A 21,981-nucleotide genomic window follows, 5' to 3' on the forward strand; every position below is an offset into this window, starting at 1 on the left:
TTTATGCCCCCTTTTCCTCTTTTGTTTTCTGCGCCTCTTTACTCCTGGTCATGAAGCTGTACAGTTTCTCCGTCAGCGGCAGACCGATAAAAATACTCATATAAAGGCCTGTCGACAAGGATAAAAGGTTACTGGCACCGGCAAATGCGAGGATTTGGTTTTCCATTGCCGGGAAAGCAGCCACAAGCGATCCGCTGGCAGCCGCCATCATACTCCCGCTTCCAATACCTGAGGCCATAGCGAAAGATAACGGATCAAGAGGCGTCCATGTAGCAAGAAAACCAGATATCAGCCCCATAAATACAGCGCCGAAGACGGTTCCGAATATATAAATCGCCATAACTCCTCTTCCTTCCGGCGAATTGAAACCGTATTTATCCATAATCAATCCAACGTTCGGTTCCCGTGCAACGGAGTGCGTCATTCCAATGCTTTCCCGCTTCAAACCAAGCAGAACAGCGACAGGGAGAGCAATAAGGATGGTTCCGAGGTTTCCGAATTCCTGCAGGAGTAAAGCCGGTCCTGCTTCAATGATTTCCGGCAGGGCAGGTCCGATGATTACCCCGATTTTCGCGATGAGCAGCAGTACGCCTAAAATAATCAGCGGCTCGGCATTCTTAGACTGCTTCTCTTTGATCAGGGGCGTGAAAAATAAACTAAGACCTATAATGGTGGCATAAAGCATGGGTAATAAAAGAACGACCCCGGGACCGATCGTAAATGAATGCGTCCCAATCCACTCCGTCAGTAAGACGATGGCAAGGACAATGGTATGCAGGCGCCAATCCTTCCAGATGTTCGTGAGCTGTTGTTTCAATGAAATCCCTCCTATGATGTATGTTTCCTTTGCTCCTGTTCCAACAAATCACTCTCATTAAATAGAACTTTAACGGGGCAAAGTTCTTAATAATACTAATTATTATAAAGTTCTGACATCTATAATCAAGGTCAAATTTTGACAATATTCCTTTTGAACGAAAAGGGTCTTGATCAAACCCCTTTTCGTTCACTCACTGATGAGCCATCACGCCTGTTCTAAAGATTGATCTGCAATCTATCATTATTAAACTAGTCTTATTGAATGATTTAATTATCTAAATCTAACTACGATCATTCCAAAAGGACCAGAAAACCAGACCTCAAATACCACGAATGAACTAGATAATTCAGAAGTTTACCCCCTAAGGTTTTAACCATTTAATAGACAAGCCCCAAATGACTCACTGACAACTTTAGAATATTCTGATAATATTGAAAAATAAAATAATTTCAGCAGGAGGTCATTTATGAAGAACAAAAAGAAGATCATCTCTGCAGCAGCCCTGACTTTTGGATTATTAACCGGGACAGGCTTAGGGGCCATGAATGTTGAAGCAACGGCTAATATATCCGCGAAAGTGCAGGAAGCGAAACAATCTACCGGTCAGTTGACAGCCCCATCCAACTCAAAAGCAGCTGACATCGTCAAAAAAGCGGTCAAAGGAGAAATTGCCAGTCAGCTCTCTGAACAACAGAAAAACGCTGAGCCTTATGTGGACTACAAAGTGATTGAGGACAGCGTGGACTACAATGGACAGAATCTAGTAAAAGTTCAGCAGACGTATAAAGGCTATGACGTTTTTGATAAAATCCTTGTCACTCAAATCGATGATCAAGGAGTTATTAAAAACACGCTTGGGGATATAGCGAAGAATTTAAATGGCAAGAAAGGATTAAAAGATAAGCAGAAGGTTTCTAAAGAAGAGGCGGCCAGCTATGTGACGAATACATATGGCTCAGAAGTAGAAACTCTCAAGGATACAGAAGTTGAAAAAATCGTTTATGTGAATGAGAAAGATAAGGCGGCATGGGCATGGAAGGTAGATTTCTCTGTAGCTTCCCCATCCTTTGCTGAAGGTTTTGTCCTAATTGGCACTCATAAAGGAGATGTCCTGTTAAACGCAGTCAAGGAATTGGATGGATCTTTATCTGAAGATGCTGTTCAATACGCTAAAGGCGGGGGTGGAAAGCCTGGAAACGGAGGCGGTGGTAAACCTGGTTCCGGCGCAACTGTCGTTGGTCCTGTACAAGCCTCTGGTGTGGATAAGAACGGAAATGCGAGAACGTTTACCGCAAGTGAAATGTCAGATGGCACGTACCAGCTGTCTGATTATACAAGAGGGCAGGGGATCCTTACCTATGATGCCGATTATGCCGATTTAAACCGTGAATATCGTCTATACCCTGGTGAACTATTAAGCAGTACATCTACGACTTTCTCCGATGATGAAGGAGTCAGCGCTCATTATCTGGCAACATCTGTCTATGAATATTACAAAAATGAGTACAACCGAAACAGCTTTGATAATAATGGACAGCAGGTGAAATCCGTTGTTCACGCATGGGATTCCAGTTCAACGAATGATCCTGAAAACTGGTTCAATGCTGCAAGCGTAAATGATGGGGCCATGCTTATTTATGGCGATCCTCTAGCTGGTGCTTACGATGTAGCAGGGCATGAATTTACTCATGCTGTGACTTCAAGTGAATCAGACTTGATTTACAGTGGACAATCTGGAGCTTTGAATGAAGCGATTTCTGATATCTTTGGTGTCGCGATTGAGAAGAACGTGAATGGAGGAACCTTTAACTGGACCATCGGCGAGCAGTCGGGACAGATTTTCCGCAGCATGTCTGACCCTTCTTCCATCCAATTCTCATCCACCCTTGTCTATCCTGATGACTATAATGATTATCAAGAACTTTCATATGACAATGGCGGGGTGCACTTCAACTCAAGTATCATCAATAAAGCCGCTTACCTGATGGCTGAAGGTGGAAGTCATAACGGCGTAAATGTCAGCGGCATCGGTGAAGAGAAGACATTTGATCTCTTCTACTATGCAAACGTAGACCTTCTAACGTCCGGCGCTACATTCGCTGATCTGAGAAACGCTGTCGAAACCGTAGCAACAGACCTTTACGGTTCAGGTTCCGCTGAGTATCAGGCCGTAACAGCAGCATTTGATGCCACACTGATTCCATAAGAAAACAGAAAAAAACGTGCAGGAGCAAATCCTGCACGTTCTTTTTATTCTAAAGTTTTAAGTTAAGAGTCTATCAGATCTTATTCTTTTATAATCTTACTCTCATAAGGCTTCAGATCAACCGATTGGAAAGCTTTCTCTTGATCACTATGGTTCATAAGGAATAAATAAGAGGTATCTCCTACACGACGACGGTAGGCCTCAACATCCTGCACAGATTCAATGAAATCAATGTCGTGTCGTTGAACGACATCCTGCGCAATTTTATCGAGGGCAGATTCACTCAAGCCGCCACCGACATAATAGACCTCACCTTCACCAAAGGTATTCTGCGTAACAGCTGCGTAATCCTTATAAAAGTAATCCTGATAACGATACAGAACCTCCGCTTCTTCAGCGACAAGCAAATCTCTCCAGACAGAAACCTGAGCCGGTATATCACTGAATCCGCCTTCTCCTTGTAGGCTAAGATTGTGGTCACTGGTCAGCGATTCAATCTCTTCCACTCTTGCTCCGACCATGTCACGGACAAGCCCCGGAAGTACTTCTCCAAGTCTAAGATTGTTATCTTTTCCTTTCAATCCGGTACGGAAGGAGAAAATAACGGTTCCACCCTGATTCGCGAAGGAACGCAGGCGATCCGCGAACGCTTCATCCATCACCTGCATGACAGGTACAACGACCACTTTGTAAGTGTCCAGGTCACGGTCAGCTGGAATGACATCGATGTTCGTATTCAACTGATAGAATGGACGGTAGAGGCGAAGCAGTTCTTCATTAAAATCAAAGTCCTTGCTTTGAATTTGTGAGCGCCAGGACCAAATGTTGTCATAGTCGTACAACACCGCGATATCTGAAGTGATTTCAGAATTTAAAAGCTCGGTATGATTCTTCATTTCACCGAACAGGGATTGAACTTCCTTATACTTTCTTCCATAGACATTGTCATGATCAACGACACCGTAACAGAATTGCTCGGCCCCTTTGGTCATTCCTCTCCAACGGAAGTAAAGCATGTTGGAACACCCATGGGCAAACGCCTGATAAGACCACATTTTCGCCTGTTCCGGGCGGGGAAGATAGCCGATTACATCATGACCCTGTGCCCCCATCAGTTCTTCGACGATCCAGTAATTCTTGTTTAACAGACCACGGTTGAAGTCATGCGTCATCGCAATCGCTTCTGGAGGAATCGGCTTCTCAAGACCTCCCCAGACAGGATAGTTGTCATAAGAAACGAAATCCATCGGTCTCAGGTTTTCTGCATGGTCAAACCATTTATCAAACACACCGCCGGATACGTTCGTTGTAACCGTCTGGTGACCGCCTTTGATCTCTTTGACAATGTTTGTCATTTCATGGGCAAATCCATTAAGAGAATCGGAACGGAAACGGCTCCATTCCAGTTTCAACGATGGGTTGTGCGTAGTAATGGTCGGTTTAGGGATCGGGATCTCAGAGAAATCGTTGTACGTCTGTCCCCAGAAAATCGTACCCCACTCTTCATTCAATGTTTGAATATCGGTATATTTCTCAGCCAAATATCCTTGGAACTTATGATGGCACTGATCGCAGTAACACATATCACTGCCCTCATGACCGAACTCATTATCGATCTGCCAGGAGACGATTGCTTCTTCATCTTTATAGTGTTCGACTAACTTTCTCGTAATTCTTGCTGCGTATTTCCGGTAAGCATCTGAATTGAAGCAGTACTGGCGGCGGCCGCCAAATACACGTGGGTGATTATGTTCATCTTCGGATAAGATGCCGGGCTCTTTATGTGCAAGCCATGCCGGGAATGTAGCTGTCGGCGTACCGAACATCACATCCAGTCCTCGTTCTTTCAGCTTAGCAATCACCTTATCAAAATAAGAGAAGTCAAAAGAACCCTCTTCTGATTCCATCAGATGCCAGGCAAATTCTCCAATACGGACAATGTTTGCACCTAATTCGATAATTCCGTTGATATCCTCATCTATCATTTCTTCCGGCCAATGTTCCGGATAATAATCTACTCCTAAGTACGTCATGTTGTATCCTCCTTGTGTAAGGGTTTATATTGGTTTATTTTTTTAGCGAGAGGAAAGGGAAGCAAGTCCACCCTGCTCCCCCGAGCTCTGCCACGCTTATTTCACTTGATCAATGAAACGGCGGAAAGCTTCCTGCCCTTCTTCATTGCGTTTGAACACACCGGCATGCTCAAGGACTGTGGAGAAACGTTTCCCGATCTCTTTCTGCATCTGTTCCCAAACCGCATTTTCAGAGGAAACGTCCCAGTTCACCTGCTTGGCCCAAGGGATGTGTTTGGATGTTTTCTCATCCTCAACCCCTTTATCATCAAGCTGATCTTTCATAATATAGGTCGTTAACTGTTCCATTTCTTCAATTAACCGGCCAGGTAGAACGGCAAGTCCCATCACTTCGATTAACCCGATGTTTTCTTTCTTAATATGGTGGACCTCTTCATGAGGGTGGAAGATGCCCATCGGGTACTGCTCACTTGTGCGGTTGTTTCTCAACACAAGATCGAGTTCGAATTGTCCATCACGATAACGGGCAATCGGAGTAACGGTATTATGCGGCTCACCAGCCGTTTCCGCATAGACATCCACCGTTTCATCTGTGTAGGAACGCCATGTAGTTAAAATCTTCTCACCCAGTTCAGATACACGCTTCCGGTCCGTTCCTCTTAAGCGGAGAACGGACATCGGCCAGCGTACAATGCCTGCCTGCACATCCTTGAAGTGAGGAATAGAGAATTCCTGATCCACGGGTGCCTTCGCCATTGGAAAGTCATGCTGTCCCCCCTGAAAATGGTCGTGGCTCAAAATAGAACCACCGACGATCGGAAGGTCCGCATTTGATCCGACAAAATAATGAGGCAGCTGGTCTGTAAAATCAAGCAGACGGTCGAAACCTTCTTTGGTGATTTCCATCGGACGGTGTTCCCGGGATAGGATGATCGCATGCTCGTTGTAATAAACGTATGGAGAGTATTGAAGGAACCAGTGCTCCCCTTCAAGATCAACAGGAATAATCCGGTGGTTGTCACGGGCCGGATGATCCAGACGGCCGGCATACCCGACGTTTTCCTTACACAATAAACAATCCGGGTATTTGGTATCTTTCTGCGCTTTTGCTGCCGCGATCGCCTTTGGATCTTTTTCCGGCTTAGACAAGTTGATGGTAATCTCTAAATCACCATATTCTGTCTCACTGTACCAGTGTTTATTTTTTGCGATTCGATCGGTGCGGATATAGTGCGCATCTTTAGATAATTGATAAAATTCTTTGGTCGCCGCTTCCGGTCCTTTCTTCTCAAAGGCATGATAGAAATCACGAATGACTTCAGATGGACGAGGAACGAGGCAGTTCATAATTTTCGGATCGAACAAATCCCGCTCCGTTGTCGTATTCTCTTCAATCAAGCCTTGGTCGACTGCATAATCCAGCATGCTTTCAAGGATGTTGACAGGTGTCTCGAAAGATTCTTCTTCCTTAGAAATCTCCGTTTTTTCACCTTCCAATTGAAACAGGTGAAACAAGCGATTGCGGACGTAATCGATGTCCCATACTGAAATCATTTCTTTCTGTAAACCATATTGGATCAACCGTTCGATATCTTGATAGATTGCCATCCTATTCACCAGCCTTTTTAATTAATTGTTGTATCCTTCCGGGTGGTTTTGGAACCAGTCCCAGGCAGTCTGAATCATCGTATCTAAATCAGCATATTTAGGTGACCAGCCAAGCTCCTCCATCGCTTTTTCAGAAGAGGCCACAAGCTGGGCAGGGTCTCCTGCACGGCGTGGCGCCACTTCAGCAGGAATCGCATGTCCTGTTACGCGGCGGGCTGTATCAATGACTTGTTTCACACTGAAGCCCTGGCCATTTCCGAGGTTATAGATGCCGCTCTGCTGGTCTCTCTTCAATTTCTCAATGGCAAGCAGGTGAGCATCTACTAAATCATTCACATGAATATAGTCGCGGATACACGTGCCATCCTCTGTCGGGTAGTCATCACCGAAGATCATGATTTTTTCACGCTTTTCCTGAGCTACTTGCAGAACAATTGGGATTAAATGTGTTTCAGGACGGTGATCCTCGCCAATTCTTCCATCCGGGTCGGCCCCTGCGACATTGAAGTAACGCAGAACAACGTGCTTGATTCCGTGCGCCTGCTCAGCCCACTTGAGCATTTTTTCAATGGCTAACTTTGTTTCTCCATATGGGTTCGTCGGGAATGTGCGGTCATCTTCCTGAATCGGTACCTGATCCGGCTCGCCGTAAACCGCTGCTGTTGAAGAAAAGACAATTCGTTTCACCTCGTGTTTTGCCATCGATTTAAGAAGGCAGACCGCACCATATACGTTGTTGTCGTAATACTTCAACGGATCTTCTACACTTTCACCTACAAGAGAATCCGCTGCAAAATGAATCACGGATTGGATCTCATTTTCTTCGAAGACACGATCCATAAACGCTTCGTCTCTCAAGTCTCCGTTATATACTTTCGCTCCTTCTAAAACGGCTTCTTCGTGACCTTTCTGCAAGTTATCAACGACAACAACTTCTTCATTACGGTCCAGCAGCTGAGCTACCGCATGACTTCCGATATAGCCCGCTCCACCACAAACTAATACTGACATCTGTTATTCCTCCTCTAGTTTCTTTGCGCCGTCACCGATTTCTACGACATAAAAATCAGCTTCCAGCCCTGTTTCCTGATAATATTTTTCTCCGACTTTTTCTTTGAAGCGATCGGTATCTTCCCGCTTTACAATGCTGATGGTACAGCCGCCAAAACCGGCACCGGTCATTCTTGAGCCGACAGCCCCTTCTTCCCAGGCAGCTTCTACAAGTGCATCTAATTCTTTCCCTGTCACTTCATAATCGTCACGAAGCGAACGATGCGACTCATTCATCAGTTTTCCAAAGCCTTCGATATCCCCCTGGTTGAGTTTCTCTACCGCTTCAATTGTCCGGCAATTTTCAAATATAGCATGTTTCGCACGTTTGCGCGCCTCCGGATCTTGAATAAGGTGTTTATTTTCTTCAAATTCCTGTTTTGAAACATCCCCGAGTGATTGAATATCAAGGGTTTGCTGCAGATCCTTAAGTGCTTCTTCACATTGTACACGACGCTCATTGTATTTTGAGTCCGCCAGTCCTCTGCGTTTATTGGTGTTGGCGATAATCAGTGTTTCTGAATCTAAATTAATCGGGGTGTAGCGATAATCCAGTGTTTGACAATCTAACAACAGGGCATGATCTTTTTTGCCCATCCCGATCGCGAATTGGTCCATGATGCCGCAGTTTACGCCGACAAATTCATTCTCCGCCCGCTGTGATAAGCGGACCATTTCCACACGATCGATAGAAAGAGAAAATAATTCTTTTAACACCACAGATGTGACTAACTCAATGGAAGCAGAAGAAGAAAGCCCCGCTCCATTCGGAATATTTCCGTAGAAAACCAGGTCGACTCCAGATGGAACGTCATAGCCTTCTTTCGTAAACATCTCCACGACACCTTTAGGGTAATTGGCCCAATCATCCTGGTCTTCGTATTTCAGATCATCGATATCTGCTTCAATAATGCCAAGCTCAGGAAAGTTCATCGAATACATCCGAAGCTTCTGATCTTCTCGTTTTCGAGCGGCTGCATAAGTGCCGACACTCAGCGCACAAGGAAACACATGACCACCGTTATAGTCGGTATGCTCTCCTATTAGATTTACCCTGCCTGGAGCAAAAAACGGCTGGGGTTCTCCATTTCCACCAAATTGTTCCTTAAACGTTCTGATTATTTCCTTCATTGCTTCCACCTCACTAAAATATTTAAGATTCGTTTACACTCGTCAGGACAAACAGCTGGGATGAGAAATCTCCGGACTCATCAATTCCTCCGGTTTGAGAGCCATCATACCCACCTTCAAGCTGGATTCCTGCATGCATCAGTTCATCACCGAAATACGTTCTCTCAAAACCTTCCATTCGATATTCTTTATCTGGATCAAGTCCGCTTAGTTTCACACGGTTGAATCCAGGGTTCACTCTTGCCAGCACTTGATAATAGCCCACGACCGCCTTGTTCTGGTCTTTAGAAACAGCCATCCAGCTCGTTTCATTGCCGTCTCCTTCAAAAGGACTGATCAAACGATGGAACGTCCCGTACTGCAGGAGATGACGGTGTTCTTTATACCAGGCAACCTGCTTTTTCACCTGTTCTTTTTCCTCGTCATCCATCTCCGTGACATCGAGTTCATAACCAAACGCGCCGAAGTAGGCGACATCGCCTCTTGTTTTTAAGCTTGTTACCCGCTTCACCTGATGGTTCGGAACCGCTGAAATATGAGCACCCATTCCGCTTAACGGATAAACCATCGATGTTCCGTACTGGATACTCAAACGCTCAATGGCGTCCGTGTCATCGCTTGTCCACCCTTGAGGGGCGTAGTAAAGCATTCCCGGATCAAAACGGGCACCCCCGCTTGCACATGATTCAAATAAAACATGCGGGAAGGCATTCACCAGTTTTTCATACAAATGGTAAACCCCTAACATATAGCGGTGCGGAACCTCCATCTGCTGATCCGATGCCAGGCGTGCAGATCCGATTTCTGTCATATACCGGTTCATATCCCATTTCACATATTCAATATTCGATTCTGATAATACAGCGGCCATCTGCTCATAAATGTACTCGACTACGTCAGGATTTGAAAAATCAAGGACAAGCTGATGTCTCCCTGTCGATGGTTTACGCCCTGGAACATGGATGATCCATTCCGGGTGCTCTTTATACAATTGGCTTTCTTTTGAGACCATCTCCGGTTCAAACCACAGTCCAAAAGACATCCCTAAGTCATTGACTTGATCGACGAGCGGTTTCAAACCATTAGGCAGCTTGGCTTCATCTACAAACCAGTCCCCTAAAGAAGTGGTGTCATCATTTCGTCTGCCAAACCATCCATCATCAAGGACGAAAAGTTCTATGCCAAGCTTCTGGGATTGTTCTGCAATCGACAGCAGCTTTTCTTCATTGAAATCAAAATACGTGGCTTCCCAATTATTGATTAAAACCGGCCGTTCACGGTCTCTCCACTTTCCTCTCGCTAGTCTTCCCTGGTAAAGATCGTGATACGTCTGGCTTAAATCATTCAGTCCTGCCCTTGAATATCCCATCACGACTTCCGGCGTTTGGAAAGACTCTCCGGGATTCAGTTTCCAACTAAAGTCAAAAGGACTGATTCCCATACTCACCCTGGAAATATCATATTGATCGACTTCGACCTGAGCGAGAAAATTACCGCTGTAGACCAAGCTGAAGCCGTATACTTCCCCTTCTATCTCGGTTGTCTCAGGACGTTTCAGACCGATGTAGGGATTATGCTGGCTGCTGCTTGTTCCACGTGTGCTCTGAATTCGTTGTATCCCCGGATGCAGACGCTGTTTATGGATGTGGCGTTCCCTTGACCAGGATCCCGCCAGCTGCAGCCATTCAAAGTTTGAGTCAGGCAGATCAATCGAGGCACTTAACGCACGATCAAGCACATGCTCTTCTACTCCCTTATTTATAAAGTTCACCGAACGGACGATGACGTTCCGATTATGGTAAACGGTATACATCAGGTTCAGCTCCACCTCAGTGACCTCATCAAATAAACGAAGGACCAACGTTTCAGCCTCTGTTTCATCCTCCACATACGTAGCAGGAAGACCTTTAAGTCCCGGTTTTCCTTTTACCACCTGATGAGACTGGTACGTAAAATTTGAAATTCGTGAGCCATCCGGCTGAATGATATGAAATGCAGGCTCTCTATAATCTGAAGTTCCATAGCTCGGATAGTCCTGCTTCACTGTATCCAATGAAAAAGATGGATCTTCTTCATATAGATAGGAAGAAGTTACCCGGAACTCTTCTTTAGACAGATGACTGAAATCGTCTCTATGACGAAGCTTTTGGCCAAAATACAACTGCCCAATCTGACCATTCCTCATCACTTGAAAAATGTAGCTGACTTCTTTTCCCTGCAAATGAAATTGTGAATTTTCCTGATTGATATGAATCGTCACGTTTATCCCTCCAACTACCTCGCAAACGCTTCCAAAGTTTATAATTCTATTGTAGAAATGAAAGAAGCTGTTATCAATGGTAAATAAAACGTTTACAAGTGCACATTTTTGCTTCCTTCGTTTTCTCTTGTTTTGTAAACTGTTATGATAGAAGAAGTGTTTATGACTTAATTAACAAGAAGTATCGTTAAATTTTGCTTCATATAGATAGAAAGGATGAGAAGCTATGGTTCAATCCTCGCTTACATTCGGATCCTATGGGTTTCGATTTTCTGATCCGAAACTGCAAAAGCTGGCTCAAATCTGGTCGCTCGGTTGGGATGAACAAACCTCTACCCTTTATGACTGGGATGGAACAAATCGAAGAGACCGGGGAAAGTTTATTTTTCAATATACCATTTCAGGGAAAGGCGAAATTGAAATTAACGGCGAGCGGCATGAATTAGCTCCCGGTCACGCTTTTATCGTCAATATCCCGGGACGATACCGCTACTACCTTCCTGAAGACAGCGAGAAATGGGAATTTATATATTTGACTCTCTATGGAGATGTGGTGGAAACCTATTGGAATGAAATCCAAAAAGATATCGGTCCCATTCTGCACCTGCCTCCCGATGCACCTCCGGTTGAATATCTGCATCAACTATTGGAAGCAGCCTCCAACAGGGAAATATCCAACGCCCATCAGGCTTCTGGTTTTGCCTATCAATTTACGATGGAGCTTTTCCATTACTGCTCCACACTTGAACGAGGACTCGCCAAGTGGCCGGAACCTATTATTGAAGCATCGATGTATGCCAAGAACCATTACAGCGAGGATATCAGCCCGGATGATATGGCAGAAGCATCTGGAATGTCACGCTATCACTTTACCCGGCAGTTTAAGTCCTCTACGGGACAGACACCGATTCAGTATTTAACTTCAATCCGGATCAATAAGGCGAAAGAGCTTTTACAAAACACAAAGTACTCCGCTGAGGATATCGCGATCTTAAGCGGCTACAAAAACGCCAATTACTTTAATAAAGTCTTTAAAAAGAACGTCGGCATCACACCCGGGAAGTACAGGGAGAGCCAGAAACCAATGTCAACTTAAACAAAAAGGACCGTGTATATACACGGTCCTTTTTATAATTTGGACACTTCAATCGTGACCGATCTTTTATCATAATTGATGGTCATACTCTTCCCATCATCGACAAAGTTTTCTAATACGTCTTTCGACAGCTGCAGTGCAAACTCTGTTCTTTCCAGCTTCTCATAATCCACCGGATCTTCTTCTGCCATCGAATTTTTCATATCGATCGCTTCTTCGTGCAAAGCATCCATAGCTTCATATACTTTATGGTAAAAAGACTCAATCGGCTGACTTGCTTTCCCCATCGTCTATCACGCCTTTCACTCATTTTGGCAATACTTCTAGTATACCAAAAGATGTGCGGTGTGATCAGCTTCTATAGAATTCCAATCGGGGAAAGAAGCGTATAAATCACAATCATTGCTATAGTCGCTGCCAATCCTACTGGATAAACAAGTTTCCAAGGCGTCATATCGACTTTTGCTTTTTGCTCTAATACGAAGTCGGTTTCTCTTGGACGTAACTTTCCGATCAACAGCATCAGCGCTGTACAGAAAACAAAGAGAATTCCTAAGATGTGCAGGAAGTGAACCCCTGTATCCCATACCAGCTGAGTTGTTGCATAAATGGAAATGAATACAAACAAGGAAATTTTTGCTGCAATCGATGGAACACGCTTCGTAAGGTACCCGACAATTAAAATAGTAAAGATCGGAACGTTATAAAAACCGTTGACAATCTGCAGGTACTGGAAAAATCCCTGTGGTACTTTATCGATCAATGGTGCAATACACATCGCAAACAAGGCGAGAATGATTCCTACATACTTCCCTTTTCTAACGATATCTCGATCCGGTGCGTCCGGATTAAAGTAAGGCTTATAAATGTTCAATGCAATTAGTGTCACAGATGAGTTCAGTGCTGAGTTGAAAGAAGAAAGGATCGCACCGAACAAAACAGCGGCAAAGAAACCAACCAACGGTGTAGGCAGTACTTCAGAAACTAGTCTAGGATAAGCATCTGTCGGCTCTAATCCCGGACCGAACATATTGAAGGCAATAATCCCCGGCAAAATTAAGAAAACAGGACCTAGCAACTTCAGGAATGCAGCAATAAGAACACCTTTCTGCCCTTCCTTCAAGTTCTTAGCTGCAATGGCACGCTGCATAATGTGCTGGGCTGTTCCCCAATAGAATAAGTTTACAAGGAGCATACCGGTAAACATCGTTCCAAATGGGACGGGACTGTCTTCTCCACCAATGGAATTTAATTTCTCAGGCGAATTTTCAACAATCGTTTGGAATCCATTTGTGAATGATCCATCCCCTAAAACAAAAAGTCCAAGGACAGGAATCATCAAACCACCAATAAGTAACCCTACGCCATTAATCGTATCGGAAACGGCTACGGCTTTCAGGCCGCCGAATACAGCATAAATAGATCCGACAATCCCAATAGCAAATACGGTAATCCAAAGACCTGCTGTCCGGCTTACGCCTAATGCTTCAGGAATATCAAACAATCCATTGATGGCGACAGCACCTGAATAAAGAATAGGCGGCAGTAGGTTAAATACATAACCGAATAAAAAGAGGATGGTAACAATTTGCTTTGTCCCAAAATCATATCGATCTTCAAGGAAATCAGGAATCGTCGTGATTCCGCCTTTCATATAACGTGGAAGCAGGAAGAAAGCCACCACTACCAGCGCAATCGCTGATCCAACTTCCCATCCCATGACGGCAATCGTGTCTGAATACCCTTGTGCATTCAGTCCGATTAACTGCTCTGTTGATAGATTTGTCAGCATTAAGGATCCTGCAATAACCCAGGCACCCAGGTTACGCCCTCCTAGGAAATACCCATCCTGCGTGTCCAGATTCTCTTTTCTCGTAAACCACCAGGCAACGGTGGCAACTAAACCTGTAAAAAATAGAAATGATAGAACGGTAAATAGATTCATTGTTGCCTCTCCTTTTTTGAAAGCGGAATCAAAATTAATCATATTAAAATGTATGCGCTTTTTTATGTACACCTAATAATATCCCCCGCTGTGTAAGCGTTTCAATGGTAAAAAAATTGACGAAGCTTGTTTTTTTTTGCTTTATCACCAGCGGTTTACAAGAAAAGGAAAGGGGCTGTTACCGGCACTATATCAATCTACTGTACATTTTATTTATACCTCTACACTTTTTTTGCTTGATGATCTTCATAAAAGATCAATCCGTGTTCAGGAAGGATAGTGATAGCCTCTGCCTCCCGCCCAGCTCCTTTTCTGTTCTCTTCCACCCTATTTTTAAGGTTATCGGGCCCGTAATATGAGACGTAAAATAGATAGAAAGCATTTAGAAATATAAAAAAGGCCCCGGATTCATTTCCGGGACCTTTTCTCGTATATAGTTAACCTACAATTGTTCACTTGAGATATGCAGTTTCCAAGAATACGATCCTTCAGCAGGAATCGAAGAAGCTTTGCCTATCTTTTCAGCGAGATAGACATCATCGTACACTCCGGTGCAAGGTTCCAATGCGACGTTATGTTCACCTCTGTATCCACCGCGGGTCTTCCATACCCCGAGGTAAGGAACTTTCTCTTTAGGAAAACGGTAAGTAAGCCTGCGTTGAACATCCGCCTGAACGAGAGAGCACCATCCTTCACTCAATGGCTCAGTAAAATAAAACTTTTCGGCCGTTCCCTCTTCCACCGGCTCTAAATGAGAAAGGTTTATTCTTTCTCCTGTCTTTAGTGAAGCGGTTTCAGGATATGTGTGATTTGTCCCCCAGCCACCAAGATGCTCAGAGCCGCCCTCGACACTCATGACCTGGTTCATGCCGGCCGGGACCTCTATCTCTGTACTTTCATTCATATTCAGTAAAGCATGCGGTGTCCATATAAACGGGAATGGCTTCGAGGACTTATTAGTCGCTTCGTAATGTATTTCTACAGTATTTCCATGTAAGCGCATTCTTTTTTTCAAAACATAAGGAAACTTCGGACTTTTAACCGAAAGCTCTACTCCATCAACAGTTGGTCTGCATGCCCACGGGAGTGCCCATACTTCTCCATGATCCGGTATTTCCTCTCCGTTGGGATGAGGGCCCTGGTCAATTCCCGGGAACATTTCATCGAAACCACTGGAATCATATTCCGAAAAATCTGCACCATAAGGAGGGATCGTCAATGATTCATTTTTTGCCTGATACAACCATTCATATCCAATACTCTTATCAAAAAAACTGACCATTTTTCCTCCATAATCAGGAAGAATCACAGAGCGTATGGATTCATTTTCTAAGACTATTGCTTTTAATCCTCTACATTCGGTCTTTTGATACGTCGATACGTCGATCATCGGCTGCTCCTCCTTACTAATTGTTTCCATTTTTTCATTGGTAAGGGTTGTCTTTCCGACTCTGGATCGTTCTAACCCATTTCCAATCAAAATTCATTATTATCTTTAAGATTGTTCTCACCATTATAACGCTTTCATGGGTCTTAAATGAATAGTTTTTATGAATTTTATTACAAATTTCTGTATACTTTCATTCCCCAGCCTCAGTAAATTTAGGTCCGCTTCTTTAGTGGGAGCAGGGATGTATAGGAAATAACTCGCTTTCCTGCGGGGGAACCGGCAAGCCTCCTCGGTCGTTAGCACTCCCTGTGGGGTCTTGCCTGGCTCCTTCTCCCGCGGGAGTCTCGTCATTTCCTATCCCCCCTCTTTATGTCAACTTAACGGACCTATTCATAAAAAGGTGACGACTGGTACTAAACGCTTATAAAGCTGGCTTTGCAGGCCGGCTGGACGAGGATTTAACAGAGCCTCTTTCAAAATTCTCTGCTGTTAATCATATAAACACGCTTATCTTGAATCGGATTTCGAGATGTACTGAAAGGATGATAGTTGTTGGGAATATGAATTGCTTTCCGCCTCTGCATGATGGAGGGTCGTTCGATATTGGTACAGGTTAATCGAACTTCTCACTGATTTATTTAGGTGCTTCAGGCTTGGGATGCCGTCCATCTCCCAGGAGTGTCAACGTTTCTCAGCCTCTTAGATATTTGAAACTCTCGGAAACAGCCACTTAAAGTTAGATGTGCAGGAGCTGAGCCATCGTGGCCATTCTTTCAATATTATGTATCGGCTGTCATATGGGATTTCGTGCCTCCTATACGGCAAGGGACAGGGGGAAGGGTGAGACTCCCGCGGGAGAAGGGAGTAGACGAGATCCCGCAGGGCGAAGCCGAGGAAGCTCAGCAGTTCCCCCGCAGGAAAGCGAATCCTTTCCCATGTCCCCTCATTACAACCTGGTTCTCGAAATCAACACCTATAAAACATGGGGAATTGATTATTCATAAATTGCTTCAGCTGTTGAGGGCAGAGATCTTACTTGTTTCAGATAGGCGGTCATATTTTCATCTTCCGTTGTTGAATAATGGAATGAAAGGTCTTCTGCTACATCTTTCGCTAACGTCCTGAACAACTCACCGGCAATAAATAAGGAATCCCACACATTCTCATAATCCCCATTAGAATAAGTCGCTTTGTACTGATTCCAGTAGGACTCAGGAAGCTGTTTTTTAAAGTAGTTTCCGACTTTACCAGTAGATACCTGGAAATTCGTCTGTGTCCCAATCCACCATTCCACCATCTTGTTTAATTCCATCCTCACCACAGAGTCCATCATGAACTTTGCATAAGGCAATTCATCACGCCAGATACTTTTAGCAATATTCTGCTGGCACCACCAAAAGTTATTGCAGCAGCTTAGATACGTAGGCTCCGTCGGCTTTTTCACGTGATAATCTGTATCAGCAGGGGCTGGAATTGCCGGCAGACAGTCATCCTTATCCAGTAAAGGGACCGTTAATTTATCATGAAGGAAATGAAATTTCATATGTTCTTTTGTTTCAACATGAAGGTCAATCCGATTCCCGTCTTTAAATAATAGTAAGTATCCATAGGATTGCGCAAAATCCGCCTCCATCCCAGAGTTCAGGATGTTTTTGTCAGGCTCCTGATACATAAGGATCTCTCCGAAACGGTGGATCCACTCTTTATCTTCTATAAAAGGCTGGGTTTCCTGCACGACATAAACGATATCATAATCTTGAAATATATCTTTTTCTACGTTTGGATTGGTTCTTGATCCGTTCATATAAACAGCTCGTATTCTTTCATCTTCTTTGGCTGTATCCATAATCAGGCTCATCATTGCTTGTTCACTTCTCATTATTGCTCCCTCCAATAGGTCCGTTTTATAAGCAGCTTTTTCATTCAACACATCGAGGGACTGTGAATATATAATAGGTTCTTTTGATTCCAGTTAGAACACGGTTTTCCCCTCATTTTCCCCCATCTTGTAAATTCCTTTGTTTAATCATCATATCGATAAGTCCTCATCTAGAAAAGCTCTTACTACTAAAGACCGTTTTATGTAGAAAAGAAAAAACCCCTGAACCATCCGGTAAAGGATAGCTCAAGGGATTATTGATTGGCTATTTGAAGAATCATACCTTCCAGCACGTGAATGTTCCTGGCGTTAAAGCGGATGCCCTTATAGTCAAAAACAAGAATCTGCTGATCTTTCACACCTAGAATCTCTTCATAATTTTTATCCTCATGAATCTTTTGATAACTGATAGTGGCGATGATGTTCTTTCTTGCTAAATACACTTTCATCCCCGTCAGCTGCGACTTTAACTGTTCCTTTGGTGGTTGATCATCATAAAAGTAAACAAAATGAAGTTCGTTTTCCATGGAGGACGTAAACTGTTGGATTGTCTTTTGCGTGGCATTATCCACACACCCAGCTAATAAAATCACCAGAAGCCATAGTCCCATCCATTTTCTCACTTTCACATTCCTCCAAAAAGTATAACTTAAATTACTATATGCAGGAGGGACAAAAATAACACCCTGCGAAGGGACGGGCATGAGAAGAAAAGATCTCTAAAAAACATACTCCATGAACTATGCTTTGTTTGTACCTTAGTGAGATCCTGGAGGTTTTTTTTACAAGTTTCTACAATAAACGTATAATAGAAGAAAAAGTATGTTTGGAAAGAGGTGGGGGTATGAGCCGTAGCGAACGGAAGAGAGTAAAGCGGAGAAAGAGAAGACGTTGGAAATTCCTCCTCTTTGCTATAGCGCTTGTCCTATTGGCTGGAGGCGTTTATTTTTATATGATTTTTCAAGACGTCAGAACCACCGTCAACCAGGACTTACATGAAAGTGTAACTTCAATTAATACGGAAGAAACAAAAGAAAAAGTTGAGAATAAAGAACCACTGAACATTCTGCTTCTTGGTGTAGATGAGCGGGAAAATGATGTCGGACGTTCTGATACGATGATCGTCATGACGCTTGATCCAAACAACAACCAGATGCAGATGGTCAGCATTCCGCGTGATACGCGTGTGGAAATTGCCGGCGACGGCCGTGTAACAAGAATTAATCACGCTTACGCTTACGGCGGAAGCGATATGGCCGTTGATACAGTAGAAAACTTCCTTGATATCGACTTGGATTATTATATTCGTGTCAATATGGAGGGACTCTCACAAGTCGTTGATGCTGTCGGCGGTGTCACTGTTCAAAACGATATGGCGTTCACTTCAGGAAACTTCACTTTTAAAGAGGGTGAAATCGAACTGGATGGTGATGAAGCTTTAGGGTTCGTACGGATGAGAAAAAATGATCCAAATGGAGACCTTGGGCGGAACGAGCGTCAACGTGAAGTAATCCAGGGCATTATCAGCAAAGGTGCCCGGCTTGATGCGGTTAATAAAATCGGAAACATCATGGATGTGTTAGGCGATAACGTCAGCACCAACATGCAGTTTGATGATATGAGAAGACTCGTCACAAATTATCGAAGTGCCCGCAAAAATACATCGACTTACCAGATGTCCGGAGATGGACAGATGGTCAATGGGATGTACCTGATTTTTATGCCGGAGCAGGAGATACAAGAGACTCATGATAAAATTGTCGATTTCGGATCAAAATCCTAAGAAAAACCCCTTTCTCTTCATTGAGAAGGGGGTTTTTAAGATAGGATTTCGTGGTATTCCCCTATCTGGGAATATTTAAAAAACCGCCGTTCTAAGCGGCGGTTTGGTCTTCCTTATTCTTTAGATATTTTTGAATGCCTTTGCTGATCAGGCGGATAATGAAATAAATGCTGCAAAAGAAGAAGAATCCCAGCATACTTACGAAAGCATCTGCAAATTCCATGTTGCCGCTGCCTGTAATCTTCTGCTGAATCTCGACCGCGAACACGAATACAAGCACCATCGCAAAGGTGAACAAAAAGGAAATGGCGGAGATGCTCCATTTGGCTAAAGCATGGAAAAGGATATCTACAAATAGAAGTCCTATGATTCCAAGAATACCGATCACCCAGAAATGGAGGTCTTTATCAGACAAATCCCAGCCCATCATATGGGAAAATTTCAAAATGACATCATGCCATACATTGACAACGTCAGCTAAAAGCAGAATAATTTCTTTCATTAGATATATTTTCGCTCTCCTATCTTAAAGCTAAATCATCATGATCACTCTTTACACTATACCATATTGAATAATTTCCAGTAAATCTGCCTTTGCATCTCCCTGCAGGTGACCATTGCTATCTCACGTAAATACCTATAAAATCCATGATATAGAAAACAAGCAGTCAGACAAAAAGGAGGTCTTCCCATGTGGAGCGGGTATCGATCAAGATTTTCCCGGTATATTGACCGAATGTCTCCCTTCCAAATTATCGTGCTCTTCTATTTATCAGCAGCAGCCATCTCCACCCTTTTAATAAGTCTGCCTTTTTTACATAAGGAAGGCGTCTCGATCAGCTTCATTGACAGTTTATTTACAGCGGTGAGTGCAATCAGCGTCACTGGATTAGGCGTCATATCGACTCCAGACACATTTAATACAGGTGGATATTTTGTGTTGATGTTCATCCTCCAATTCGGCGGGATCGGAGTAATGACACTCGGGACCTTTGTGTGGCTGTTGTTAGGACAAAAGATCGGATTAAAGCGCAGGCAGTTAATTAAAACTGACCAGAACCGCTCCAACTTCTCAGGAATTGTAAGACTGATTCGGCAGATATTAATGATTATCCTGCTTATTGAACTCATCGGCGCCATTATTTTAGGCACCTATTACATCCAATATTTCCCTACCATTCATGAGGCGTTCATTCAAGGAGCTTTTGCTTCTGTCAGTGCAACAACCAACGCGGGGTTTGACATTACTGGATCCTCTTTGGTTATGTTTCAGAATGATTATTTTGTCCAGTTCGTCAATATGATTCTTCTTACTTTAGGTGCCATCGGATTTCCTGTGTTAATTGAAGTGAAAGATTATTTATCTAAAAGAGAGAATGATTTCTTTCATTTCTCCTTGTTTACAAAACTGACCTCTGTCACTTTTGCAGCCTTAATCGTCGTTGGCGCCTTCCTTATCTATTGGTTTGACCGCCATCATTTCTTTCAGGGCCGTTCCTGGCACGAATCATTTTTCTATGCCCTCTTTCAGTCTGTTACAACAAGAAACGGTGGCCTTGCCACGATGGATGTGAGCGAATTTACAACGCCGACGTTATTGATTATCTGCGCACTCATGTTTATCGGCGCTTCTCCCAGCAGTGTAGGAGGCGGCATTCGTACCACGACCTTCGCTATAATGGTATTAAGCATCTTTTCTTATGCCAGAGGAAAATCACACGTCAGTGTCTTCCGGCGTGAAATTCATGAAGATGATATCTTTCGTTCGTTTATTGTCATCTGTACAGCGATGTCCATCGTCGGTCTGGCAATCGTCTTACTCAAATACAATGAACCACAGTTTACATTGATGGAAATCATCTTTGAATCCTGCTCAGCATTCGGTACGACAGGACTGTCTATGGGAATCACTCCAGACCTTCACACCGGGGGCAAACTGGTCATTATCGGTTTGATGTTTATCGGCCGCATCGGTATTTTCGCTTTCTTATTTATTTTAAGAAGAAACAGCACCAAAGAGACCTATCATTATCCAAAAGAAAGTATGATTATCGGGTAAATAAAAAACCTTGCAAAGAAAAAGTTTTCTATGCAAGGTTTTCTCTTAATTAAATTCTATATTACGCAGGATCCCGAGAGCCAGTTCATCATTTTTGTGAAACTTTTTGTTCCAGAATTCTATGTTTACATGATATCTCTTTCCATCATGCATCCGTAGACCACTGTACATTCTCTGATCAAAATAGTCTCCCGACACCACATAATCATACTTCTCATCCAAAGCGTTTTCCTTTAAATTAAACTCATTTAAAACCTGTTCATCACCAGCTAAGTTAGAGGTTATGTAAACTTCAAAGAGTTCTTTTTCTTTCATTGGTTCATTGGTATACCTTCGATCGTAAGCAACCATACTTACCATGAATTCAATCCATTCATCTTTACCAGCAGCTGTGAACGCCCCGTTCTCATTATAGGTAACTTCAAAACCTTCAGGAATAAAGATACGTTTTCCTAATTCCTCATTCAATTGATGCTCTTCCAATACGATTTCTTCACTTTCATCTCCAATATTAAAAGCGAACTCTCGAACAACCTCTTCCTCTTGCGCTTCTACTGTTCCTGATATATCTTCTTCATGTATATCCGAGCCTGTCTTCTCTTTTTGTTCCTCTCCTTTTACTTCTGCTGCCTTTCCTTCTTTTGTTTCCTCGCCGCAAGCAGCTACTATAGGAAGCAGCAGAAGCAGTGATAAACTTAAAAACATTTTCTTCATCTCATAA

The 21,981-nt window shown here is 43.4% G+C and carries 17 protein-coding genes; 4 read left to right on the top strand and 13 right to left on the bottom strand.

The features are described from left to right. Position 1: 1 nt before the first annotated feature. Complete coding sequence (locus LC036_RS09025; protein WP_226581272.1) at positions 2 to 817, bottom strand: DUF3100 domain-containing protein; 816 nt, start codon at positions 815 to 817, stop codon at positions 2 to 4. 469 nt (positions 818 to 1,286) lie between these two features. Here LC036_RS09025 and LC036_RS09030 point away from each other — a divergent pair, with 469 nt between their 5' ends. Continuing rightward, a complete protein-coding gene (locus LC036_RS09030) occupies positions 1,287 to 3,026 on the top strand; it encodes a M4 family metallopeptidase (protein WP_226581273.1) in 1,740 nt (579 codons plus the stop codon). Between the two features lie 80 nt (positions 3,027 to 3,106). Here LC036_RS09030 and LC036_RS09035 read toward each other — a convergent pair whose 3' ends face one another. The 5 genes from LC036_RS09035 to LC036_RS09055 all read right to left on the bottom strand — a co-directional run bounded on the left by LC036_RS09035 (position 3,107) and on the right by LC036_RS09055 (position 11,108). Beyond that, on the bottom strand, positions 3,107 to 5,059 hold the full coding sequence (locus LC036_RS09035; RefSeq protein WP_226581274.1) for a beta-galactosidase: 1,953 nt from the start codon (positions 5,057 to 5,059) through the stop codon (positions 3,107 to 3,109). 96 nt (positions 5,060 to 5,155) lie between these two features. Further along, complete coding sequence (gene galT, locus LC036_RS09040) at positions 5,156 to 6,667, bottom strand: UDP-glucose--hexose-1-phosphate uridylyltransferase (protein ID WP_226581275.1); 1,512 nt, start codon at positions 6,665 to 6,667, stop codon at positions 5,156 to 5,158. A gap of 21 nt (positions 6,668 to 6,688) precedes the next feature. Then, positions 6,689 to 7,678, bottom strand: a complete 990-nt coding sequence (galE, locus tag LC036_RS09045; RefSeq protein ID WP_226581276.1) for a UDP-glucose 4-epimerase GalE — start codon at positions 7,676 to 7,678, stop codon at positions 6,689 to 6,691. Between the two features lie 3 nt (positions 7,679 to 7,681). Beyond that, a complete protein-coding gene (locus LC036_RS09050; protein WP_226581279.1) occupies positions 7,682 to 8,848 on the bottom strand; it encodes a galactokinase in 1,167 nt (388 codons plus the stop codon). A 22-nt stretch (positions 8,849 to 8,870) separates the two neighbouring features. Beyond that, positions 8,871 to 11,108 carry an alpha-galactosidase gene (locus LC036_RS09055; protein WP_226581282.1) on the bottom strand — a complete coding sequence of 746 codons (2,238 nt, stop codon included), beginning with the start codon at positions 11,106 to 11,108 and terminating at the stop codon, positions 8,871 to 8,873. Between the two features lie 226 nt (positions 11,109 to 11,334). Between LC036_RS09055 and LC036_RS09060 the strand changes: the two genes are divergently transcribed. Next, positions 11,335 to 12,204 (top strand): helix-turn-helix domain-containing protein, encoded by an 870-nt coding sequence (locus LC036_RS09060; protein ID WP_226581285.1) that lies wholly within the window; start codon positions 11,335 to 11,337, stop codon positions 12,202 to 12,204. A gap of 32 nt (positions 12,205 to 12,236) precedes the next feature. Here LC036_RS09060 and LC036_RS09065 read toward each other — a convergent pair whose 3' ends face one another. From LC036_RS09065 to LC036_RS09085, 5 genes are all read right to left on the bottom strand, one after another. Further along, positions 12,237 to 12,491, bottom strand: a complete 255-nt coding sequence (locus LC036_RS09065; RefSeq protein WP_226581287.1) for a hypothetical protein — start codon at positions 12,489 to 12,491, stop codon at positions 12,237 to 12,239. A 71-nt stretch (positions 12,492 to 12,562) separates the two neighbouring features. Continuing rightward, positions 12,563 to 14,149: a solute:sodium symporter family transporter gene (locus tag LC036_RS09070; RefSeq protein WP_226581289.1), complete on the bottom strand. Its 1,587-nt coding sequence runs from the start codon at positions 14,147 to 14,149 to the stop codon at positions 12,563 to 12,565. A 442-nt stretch (positions 14,150 to 14,591) separates the two neighbouring features. Then, positions 14,592 to 15,629: a DUF5107 domain-containing protein gene (locus tag LC036_RS09075; RefSeq protein ID WP_226581291.1), complete on the bottom strand. Its 1,038-nt coding sequence runs from the start codon at positions 15,627 to 15,629 to the stop codon at positions 14,592 to 14,594. Positions 15,630 to 16,533: 904 nt separating this feature from the next. Next, positions 16,534 to 17,418: an aminoglycoside 6-adenylyltransferase gene (locus tag LC036_RS09080; protein WP_226581294.1), complete on the bottom strand. Its 885-nt coding sequence runs from the start codon at positions 17,416 to 17,418 to the stop codon at positions 16,534 to 16,536. Positions 17,419 to 17,672: 254 nt separating this feature from the next. Next, a complete protein-coding gene (locus LC036_RS09085) occupies positions 17,673 to 18,041 on the bottom strand; it encodes a hypothetical protein (protein ID WP_226581296.1) in 369 nt (122 codons plus the stop codon). A gap of 221 nt (positions 18,042 to 18,262) precedes the next feature. Here LC036_RS09085 and LC036_RS09090 point away from each other — a divergent pair, with 221 nt between their 5' ends. Next, positions 18,263 to 19,201 (top strand): LCP family protein, encoded by a 939-nt coding sequence (locus tag LC036_RS09090; RefSeq protein WP_226581297.1) that lies wholly within the window; start codon positions 18,263 to 18,265, stop codon positions 19,199 to 19,201. A gap of 91 nt (positions 19,202 to 19,292) precedes the next feature. Here LC036_RS09090 and LC036_RS09095 read toward each other — a convergent pair whose 3' ends face one another. After that, positions 19,293 to 19,703 (bottom strand): hypothetical protein, encoded by a 411-nt coding sequence (locus LC036_RS09095; RefSeq protein WP_226581298.1) that lies wholly within the window; start codon positions 19,701 to 19,703, stop codon positions 19,293 to 19,295. Between the two features lie 189 nt (positions 19,704 to 19,892). Here LC036_RS09095 and LC036_RS09100 point away from each other — a divergent pair, with 189 nt between their 5' ends. After that, positions 19,893 to 21,260: a TrkH family potassium uptake protein gene (locus LC036_RS09100; protein WP_226581300.1), complete on the top strand. Its 1,368-nt coding sequence runs from the start codon at positions 19,893 to 19,895 to the stop codon at positions 21,258 to 21,260. A gap of 45 nt (positions 21,261 to 21,305) precedes the next feature. Here LC036_RS09100 and LC036_RS09105 read toward each other — a convergent pair whose 3' ends face one another. After that, entirely contained in the window at positions 21,306 to 21,974 is a 669-nt protein-coding gene (locus LC036_RS09105; RefSeq protein ID WP_226581302.1) for a hypothetical protein, read from the bottom strand. Positions 21,975 to 21,981: the final 7 nt, after the last annotated feature.

This window comes from Halobacillus litoralis (assembly GCF_020524025.1).
Taxonomy (GTDB): domain Bacteria; phylum Bacillota; class Bacilli; order Bacillales; family Halobacillaceae; genus Halobacillus; species Halobacillus litoralis_D.